At 33.2% G+C, this 8,901-nt stretch carries 6 protein-coding genes; all 6 read right to left on the reverse strand.

Annotation, left to right across the window (positions count from 1 at the left end):
• Nucleotides 1–4: 4 nt before the first annotated feature.
• Genes G0Q09_RS06360 through G0Q09_RS06385 form a run of 6 tightly spaced genes read right to left on the reverse strand, consistent with a single transcriptional unit; the run spans nt 5 to nt 8,741 of the window.
• Nucleotides 5–1,219: a glycoside hydrolase family 88/105 protein gene (locus G0Q09_RS06360; protein WP_219034317.1), complete on the reverse strand. Its 1,215-nt coding sequence runs from the start codon at nt 1,217–1,219 to the stop codon at nt 5–7.
• A 10-nt stretch (nt 1,220–1,229) separates the two neighbouring features.
• Complete coding sequence (locus G0Q09_RS06365) at nt 1,230–2,213, reverse strand: DUF4861 family protein (protein ID WP_219034318.1); 984 nt, start codon at nt 2,211–2,213, stop codon at nt 1,230–1,232.
• Between the two features lie 31 nt (nt 2,214–2,244).
• Complete coding sequence (locus G0Q09_RS06370; RefSeq protein WP_219034319.1) at nt 2,245–4,455, reverse strand: pectinesterase family protein; 2,211 nt, start codon at nt 4,453–4,455, stop codon at nt 2,245–2,247.
• 14 nt (nt 4,456–4,469) lie between these two features.
• Complete coding sequence (locus G0Q09_RS06375; RefSeq protein ID WP_219034320.1) at nt 4,470–6,161, reverse strand: DUF4957 domain-containing protein; 1,692 nt, start codon at nt 6,159–6,161, stop codon at nt 4,470–4,472.
• A 12-nt stretch (nt 6,162–6,173) separates the two neighbouring features.
• Entirely contained in the window at nt 6,174–7,997 is a 1,824-nt protein-coding gene (locus G0Q09_RS06380) for a RagB/SusD family nutrient uptake outer membrane protein (protein WP_219034321.1), read from the reverse strand.
• An 18-nt stretch (nt 7,998–8,015) separates the two neighbouring features.
• Nucleotides 8,016–8,741 (reverse strand): hypothetical protein, encoded by a 726-nt coding sequence (locus tag G0Q09_RS06385; RefSeq protein ID WP_219034322.1) that lies wholly within the window; start codon nt 8,739–8,741, stop codon nt 8,016–8,018.
• Between the last annotated feature and the right edge of the window lie 160 nt (nt 8,742–8,901).

Below are 8,901 nucleotides of genomic sequence, written 5' to 3' on the forward strand. Positions count from 1 at the left end.
GCGATTAACGATTTAATTCTAATGCAGCTAATATAAATGGTCCGGTTCCTTTTGGATCATTTGCTCTTATTTCTTCATTGATGTAATATTCGTAAGAACCATCCCGATAAGGATTTCCTCCTAAACCAGCAACTGCACAGCATTTTTCTAAACTTACAATACCTTTTTCATCGACTTGAATAAATTCTTTTAAAATTCCATCAAATCCATTTTTGGCATTTTTCATATATGATTTTGGCAAATAACCTTTGTTAACACCTTTCGCTAATGTATAAACGTACATTGCTGAACCTGTAGCTTCCAAATAATTTCCTGCTCTATTTCCTTGATCCAAAACTTGATACCAAGTTCCTGAAGAATGTTGAACCTTCACAATCGCTTCTGCATATTGATTAAGATAGTTGATTAATTTATCACGACCTTGATAATCTTTTGGCAAATAATCTAACACATCAACCAAAGCCATTCCGTACCAACCCATTCCTCTCGACCAGAAGTGTTGAGAAAGACCTGTTGTACTATTTGACCATTTTTCTTTTCTGCTTTCGTCCCAACCGTGATAATATAAACCAGTTTTTGGATCGCGGTTATATTTTTCGATTAAGTCAAATTGTAAAACAATTTTATCATACGATTTTTTCGCTTCAGTTGCGCTCTGAAATTTTGTAGCATATTTTGCATGAAAAGGTTCGGCCATGTAAACACCATCTAACCACATCTGATTTGGATAGATTTTTTTGTGCCAATATCCGCCTTCCGTTGTTGTTGGTTGTTGTTCTAATTGTTTATCTAACGTTTCCATTGCAATTTTGAATCGATTTTCTTTTGTTTTTTCGTATAAATCAAAAATTGCGTCGCCAGATTTAATCATATCTAAATTATAATTCTCGAACTTATACGTATCAATTTTTCCATTCGAATCAATCATTCTATTTGCATAATCGTAGATATAATTATAGATAGTTTGGTTATTTGTTTGCTCATATACTTTGTACATAGCGTCTAAAACCAATCCATTTGTATAACTCCAACGTGGTTTTTTTTGAAAATCTAAAAGTGTAGGATCAGGGAAACGAATAGTTTCTGAAATTGCCATTCTTTCTGACCATTTTAACTTTGGATCGACAAGAATATTTTCTGTATTTTTTTTCTGACTGATACAAGACGTACTCGAAATTATCATCAAACCACAAACCGTTGTTTTTAAAATATTTTTCATTATCAACTATTTATAAACGATTAGACTTTTCTAATTGAACTAATTTCGAATTCAAATCATTGTAGAATTCAGTTTCGTTTTTAAGTCCATTTGGCTCTTGTGCCCAAGCTGCCAAAATATAATATGTCATTGTTTTGGTTGTCGGTTTGAAAACGATTAAATGATCATCTTTTCCGTTTACTAATTTTTCGACCTCATCCGATTTATAGAAAATTGCCATTCCAAGCAAATCATTTTTGTCAACTAAAGTTTGTTTTCCGTAGGTTGCGATATATCCCCAACTTCCATTTGCGCTTTTCTTTTGCTGCAACGGAATATTTTTGAATTTCACCAAACCATTTGTTAAACCATTCGTTAAGACAAAAGTTTTCAATTCAAATTTAGAAAAACGATCATAAGGATAAATCGAAACTTTTGCTTTTACATCTGTTGTGTGATCCGCAGTTTTCCATTTAGAATAATCAATTTCAAAACTCGAAACATTTTTACTGTTTTTAACTTTGACATATGTATTTTCAACTTGATGCAAATGCGCAACCGTATCATTCACTAATCGTCCAAAACCACCAATTCCAAGCGATTTACCAGCTTTCAGAATATCTTGTCCCCAAGGTTGAGGATCGTGATAAGAATCAAATCCATCTTGTCCAACATCTTGCAAAACTTGCGTTTTTACTTTTTTTCCGAAAATATCAACAGCATTTCTCCAATCCAAATACAAACGATAACCAACATTTTGATTTTCCCAACCTGGACCTTCGTATCGAATATCGAAAGCATGATCGGTATGCTGAGGATCAAGAGTATGTTCTTGTACATTTCGAAATGTTCCGCCTTCGTACTCTTTGTGACCTCTTTTTCCATCTACCCATTTTCCGCCTTCTTTTATAGAAATTTCGGAATAGGTAAATCCATTGTTTTCATGTTGAACCAATCTGTTACTACAAGAAGTGACAAGGATTAATGTTGTTATTGTGGCAATAATTTTTTTCATACGTATTTATTTTTTAAAATTAGTGAGGAGTTTAATTGACGATCCAATCACCTAAAACATTATTTTTAGAGAAAGCTAAAGCTTCTTGAGCAGTTAATTGACGACTCCATTTAACTCTTTTATTTGCGATATGTTTACCTGTAGATTTGTATTCGGAGTAGCGTGTTGTAGATTCATTTGCAACTTTCCCCCAATTGTTCCAACCTTCTGCTTTAACAGACAAATCCATGTCACAATTGATGAAAGTAGTTTGAGCAAAAGGTCGCCAAGGTCTTCCCAAATGATGAGAATCTTGATTGTTCCCAGAAATCTTACAATTCTCGAAAACGAAACCGTATTTCTGATCTTCTGTCGTTGATGCCGCTGTAATGTATCCTTTCCCTTTATTATTTAGCTGACAGTTTTCAAAATAAGCGGTTCCTGCTCCGAAAATGTAATCGACTGTACCTTCGATGTAACAGTTCTTAAAATATTGTCTGCTTCCGCTTTTCACTAAATATAACGTATCTTGATTTCCTAAAAACCGACAATTTGTAAATTTTATTTTATCTGCATCAACGCGAACAGCAACAGCTTGTCCAACTTCGCCTGCGCTATTTTCGAATGTTATATTTTCGGCTGAAAAATTATCTCCAAAAATAAAAAATGAAGCCGAACCAGATGTTCCAATTTCTTGACCAATATTATTTAATTTTGATGCGTAATCATCATACGTCAAAATGGTTTTGTGTTGATCTTCACCAATAAAATTAATCATCGTTTTAGAAGGAGGTAAGGTGATTTTTTCTTTGTAAACACCATTTTTAATCAAAACTTTTACAGGAACTCGACTAAAATCGGGTAGTGCAGCAATTAATTCTTGAATAGTTTTGAATTGCCCTGAACCATCTTTCGCTACAATAAAATCATAATCTTTGACTTTGTTATTCGCTGAATTAATCTTTTCTGAAACTAATGATTCTGCATAAACTTCTAAATTGGTATATTGACTTGATAAATTGTAACCGTTTGCATCGTTAATGCCAACTTTCAAATTATTTCTTTTTTCCCATTCATCGTCCATTCCATCCTGATCTGTATCTGTAGGAATATTGTATGTTTTTAACGTAGGAAATCCGCCAACTTCTGTTTGACTATCGATAATTCCGGTCATATTTTTTGGATATCCGTTTGTTAAATAACCAATTAATCGATTATCAACTTCATCGCGTTTTAAACTTGCTCCCGCATGTGCTTGAACCATTTTGTAGGCATTTTCAGCAGAATGAGTGATAATTTCATTTTTACCAAATTCAGTTTCAGCTTTTGCTTTTAAAGGTTCATCGGCTTGTACACCGCCATTCCAGTTATTTGCTGTTATATCAGCATAACCTTTTACAAAATTTCCGTTGACATAAAATTTACCATATGGAATAGAAGGATTTACAATTCTATTTTTATGTTTTGTGGCTGGTCCAGATTTGAAATAATTATTAATCAAATTATATTTTCCTTTTTCTCCGCCATAAATAGAATTTGCGCCCCAATTAAAAATTACATTATTACGAAAATCAACCATTTCATCTTCAGGATTCATCGTTGATTCTGACCCACTAAAACGAGGATTTCGACTATTGTTACTCATAATTAGATTGTGGTGGAAACTTGCAGGCTCACCACCCCAAATTCCACCATAACCATGCGCTCCTTTTACATGGATAGATTTATTAAGAGCTTCTGATATGATAGACCATTGAATTGTAAGATTTTTGACACGATAAAACGAGATGTTTTCATCTGTAGCCCAACTTACCGAACAATGATCTATGATTATATTTTGTGCATTTCGACCACCCAAAGCATCACCTTCTACTTTTGCTAAATCGCCTAAACGAAATCTCATGTAACGAATAATTACATTGTCAGATTTGATGGTTACAGGATAATTAGAAACCGTAATACCATCTCCAGGAGCAGTTTGTCCAAGAATAGAAATATTTCCGTAATTAATATCCAAAGGAGATTGCAATATAATGTTTCCAGAAACAGCAAAAACGATTGTTCTGCTCAATTTTTTTTGAATTCCGTATCGTAAACTTCCTTTACCAGAATCGTTGAGATTTGTGACAATATAGACTTCTCCACCTCGTCCACCAGAACTGTACCTGCCATATCCTTCGGCAGAAGGAAAAGCAGGTAAATTCTGTGCAAATAAACATGAATGAATTAAAAATATAAATGTAATTGCGATGTGTGATTTCATTTTTTATCGTTTAATTAATTCCACCATCTTGGATCTCCAATCGCAGCACCTGTAGAAGATGCAGTTCTTAATGGAGAATTGACTGGTAATGTAAAATCAATTGTTGTGTTTGTCCAATTTAGAGCATTTTCTTGATTATTCGTAGAAGTTACTCCTCCAGTAGGAAAAACAAGTTTTTGTAAATCAGCTGCTTTACCATTCGTCAAATTATAGAAATTGTTGAACGTAAAAACAGCTGTACTTGAAGTAGCTAAACGAATTAAATTATTACTCGATAAACTTCCTCCAACTCTTGGCGAATTTGCAATAATATTATTGGTAAAATTAGCTTTGATCGGCACGTTATTATTGTCTAATAGTGGAAAAGAAGAACTTTGTCCAAAACTATTAATTGTACAATTGTTGACATTAATTGTTGCGTTAGCAGATGGCGTAGTAATACTTTCTCTGTATCGAATAAATAAATCTCCAACTTCTGTAAATGTTGAATTTTCGATATTAACTTCGTTAAAAACTAATTTGTCTAAATGTAAAAATCCGTAAGATGAAGCTGGGAAATTCTTGAAGAAAGAATGTTTAATCTCAAATTTATCCATTACATATCCGCTATTTGGACCTCTATTTGCTCTGAAAGCTGAGGTTTTAACACTACTTACAATACAGTTTTCAATCAATACATTTGCAAAATTAGCCTTCGCACCATTGCTGCTGCTGCTTGTCAAATTGATTAAATAATCTGCTGTATTTGCGCTTCCATCTAATTCGATATTCTTTAGATGTAAACCAGCCCCAGTATCATTTAACGTAAATTCTTTGAAAGAAACTTTTGTATCTTCTGGATTTCCAGAAATTCCAATCAATGAAATTTTCTTCGCATTAATTGCAAACAATTTATCTCCAGAATCATATTTACCAGGATTTAATCCAATGATATCACCATCTTTTGCATTGTTAATCAAGGTGATTAAATCATCGCCAGAATTAGCAATAACACTATAACTTGTAGACGATTTAGTCGTGAAATTCTGAGAACCAACGCTTGTATTTCCTTTATAAATTTCGACTGTATATCGTGTACTTGGATTAAGCCCTTTTGTTGTTTTAAGTCCAGCAGTAGCTTCGCTACTTGTAATTTGACTTATAATAGGATCGCTAACATAAACAGGATCCTGACCAGAAACTTGTGTATATGCTTGAAATCTCAATTCAGTTACTCCAGCAGTTACATCCCAACTAACCGTTGCTTGATTCTCCAGAATATTTGGATCATAAATAGGATGCAAAATTTGGATTCCAATAATTTTAATTCGCTTACTAACAGACCAGTGAGATTCTGGTCTGTTTTCGTAAGCATTTGTTTTAACACGTATAAAGAAATTTTTTCTCACGGGAATTTCTTGATCCGTAATAACAACTCCAGCAGAATCTGTTTTTTTTGTTAAAATGATATCTTTTGGATTTGTAAATAACGAATCGCTTGAAACTTCTGTTGTATAAGTTTCGTCAATATTATTAGTATACAGAGAAGGTGACCATGTGACTTTAGTTTCTGTTTCAAAATTTTCGGCAGATAAAGACAATGGTGTAAACATTCTCATTGGATCGTTAGATTCTGACTGAAATTCATCATCATTACAAGAGATTACAGCATTTGCAGTAAGTAATACTGTTCCTATAATCAATATTTTATAAAAAGTTTTTTTCATAATAATTGTGTTTTAGTATCCGTAATCTTGTGTTAAATTATAGTTTGTATTGATGATATCTTGATAGATTGGCAACAATTCTGAATGATTTGGTTTGTAATATTGTAACCAACCTTTTCGCTCGTCGTTAATCATTGTTGCAGCCATTCCTGTTTGCCAATTTATACGTGTATATCCCGTTGGAGTAGAAGCTACAGAAGGCGTGTAAAACAATTCTGTTTTATCATTTCCAACAAAATAAGTATCTAAATTCAAAACAGTTTTTTGTGCAGTTTGCGTTGGATCGTATTTACCAATTTTGTAATAAATGTATTTAGGTACATTGGCATATTCTCCCGTTCCATCTAATAGATTTTGTAATTTAACACGAGTTTCTGTTACCACTTGACCTAAAAGATTCCATCTGATTAAGTCATATTTTCGGATAGATTCTCCACCAAATTCTAATAATCTTTCGTGTACAATTTGCTCAAAAAAGCCTTGATAACCATTCGCTGTAACCGCAGGCATTTTATCAGGATTGTTCGCATAAGCTCTTGCTCTAACTTCTCTTAAAGCATCTATTGCAGCAGCTGTTGGTCCACCATTTAATTCATTTTCTGCTTCAGCAAACATTAATAAAACATCAGCAAAACGCATAATAGGCCAATTGATTCCAACATTTTGAGAAGGACCAGTTACTTTTGTCCAAGACTTTCTAAATTTTCCGTCTGTTAAAGCATCAATTTTTACCACCTGTGTTAAATCATCTGCATTAATTTCGAACGCATTGATTGTTACATCTCGTCTTTGATCATATTTATCAAATTCATAAAAATAAGTTGGTAAAGCATTTATTCCGCCACCACCATTCCATTTAGAAGCTGCATTATGACGTAATCCGTTGTAATAACCAAGTTTACTATCAGTTCGCGCATTTCCGCCAAAAGCACCTACTTGAAAAATCATTTCGTTTGTATTATCCATGCGACCTTCGTGAATAGCACGGAAAACATCTTCGTAATTTGGATTGATATTATGACTTCCACGTTGTTGCATAATGTCAAACGTTTCGTTGCGAGCAATTTGGTAATATTTTTCTGGATTTGTTCCTTTAACCATCTGTACAGGCTGTCTTCTCAACGAATATCCAGCTCTAGCAAGTGCAATACGAGCACGTAAGCCTTTCACAAAAGCTTTTGTAATTCGTGTTGTAGGATCTCCAGATTCGGCTCTCCATGGAATAACTTTTGAAGCAGTTTCTAAATCATTTAATAAAACTTCATACACTTCATCACGATCAGTTTTTTGAAGGAAAATATGTTCGTACTGAGAAGATGGTTTATCTTGAAATGGAACATCACCAAAGTTTCTGATTAATTCGTAATAATATTGCGCTCTTAACGTCAATGCTTCTCCGTAATATCTATCCATTAACTTTTTGTCACTATCACTTCCAGATTTGTAGACATCAGATGTCGGAATATTATAAATTAATAAATTTGCTCTTTCGATTCCTGTGTATAATTGACGGAAAGGTTTGTCTAATTCTGGATTTGTAGGACATGCATTGTACATACTAATTCCACGACGATAGTTACAATTGTAATCACCTGATGTTTTGAAATCATCTGCAGCTTGTCCAATGATAGAAGAAATTCTGTTTCCGTAACCATTATCACCAGCCAATTGATTATATACGCCAACCAAAGCAGAGTAAGTGTAACTTGCATCGTTGTAAACCTCTATTTCGGAAGTATTGGAAGGGCTACTAACATCCAAATAATCATCGCATGATGTTGTTGTTAATAAAACGATGCTAACGCCTAATATTTTTATAATTGTTTTTGTTTTCATTTTTGATGTGTTTTGAGATTAGAAAGTAACATTAATACCTGTTAAGAAAAATCTGCTTCGTGGATAGGCAGCGTAATCAACTCCAGGAGTTAAAGGACTTGTGCGTCTTGTATTTGCTTCAGGATCATAACCAGAATAACCAGTAATTGTAAATAAATTATTGATTGTTGCGTAGATTCTTACTTTGCTAATAAATTTCGTTTTTGCTAACATATCTTCTGGTAAAGAATAACCAACTGTAACGTTGCTTAATCTTAAATAAGATCCATCTTCGATGGCATAAGAATGTAAAATATAATTTCCAGAAGGAGGTGACCAAAATGTAGCATTTGCGTTTAGAGCTTCTAATTGTGTAGGATCTGTTACTCGATTTCCGTTATCGTCAAAATTTCTCCAAGCTCCAGCAACTGCTTTTAACATATTGTTGTCGCGGTATAAATATTGTGTTGTAAACTCAACTTTATTGGCATTGTAAACTTTATTACCAACAGAATAAGTGAAGAACATACTTAGGTCGATATTTTTCCATTGAAATTGTTGATTAAATCCACCATAGAATTTAGGTTGAGCATTTCCTAAAACTGTTTTATCATTATCATCAATTATTCCATCGTTATTTAAATCTTTCAATTTTAAATCTCCAGGACGCACATCTTTTGAACCTAATGCCGCAGCAGAATTGCTTGCAACACCAGCTTTTAATGTATATTTTTGAGTTGATGGATTGTAATCGAAATCGCTCACTTTGTACCATCCGTCTGTTACATAACCATAGAATGGATATCCCCCTGAATTTTCCAGTGTAAGTTAAGCTACATTTTTTAAAAATTGTAAATTATTATTAAACTCAAAAATAGTTTTATAATTCAAAGCTTTATGTCTTCTATTTCTGTTATACCAAATT

Source organism: Empedobacter falsenii (genome assembly GCF_019308355.1).
Classification (GTDB): Bacteria; Bacteroidota; Bacteroidia; order Flavobacteriales; family Weeksellaceae; genus Empedobacter; species Empedobacter falsenii_B.

Excerpts from the sequence above, each read along its gene's own strand:
- G0Q09_RS06360 (WP_219034317.1), bottom strand. The coding sequence starts at position 1,219 with ATGAAAAATATTTTAAAAACAACGGTTTGTGGTTTGATGATAATTTCG.
- G0Q09_RS06365 (WP_219034318.1), bottom strand. The coding sequence starts at position 2,213 with ATGAAAAAAATTATTGCCACAATAACAACATTAATCCTTGTCACTTCT.
- G0Q09_RS06370 (WP_219034319.1), bottom strand. The coding sequence starts at position 4,455 with ATGAAATCACACATCGCAATTACATTTATATTTTTAATTCATTCATGT.
- G0Q09_RS06375 (WP_219034320.1), bottom strand. The coding sequence starts at position 6,161 with ATGAAAAAAACTTTTTATAAAATATTGATTATAGGAACAGTATTACTT.
- G0Q09_RS06380 (WP_219034321.1), bottom strand. The coding sequence starts at position 7,997 with ATGAAAACAAAAACAATTATAAAAATATTAGGCGTTAGCATCGTTTTA.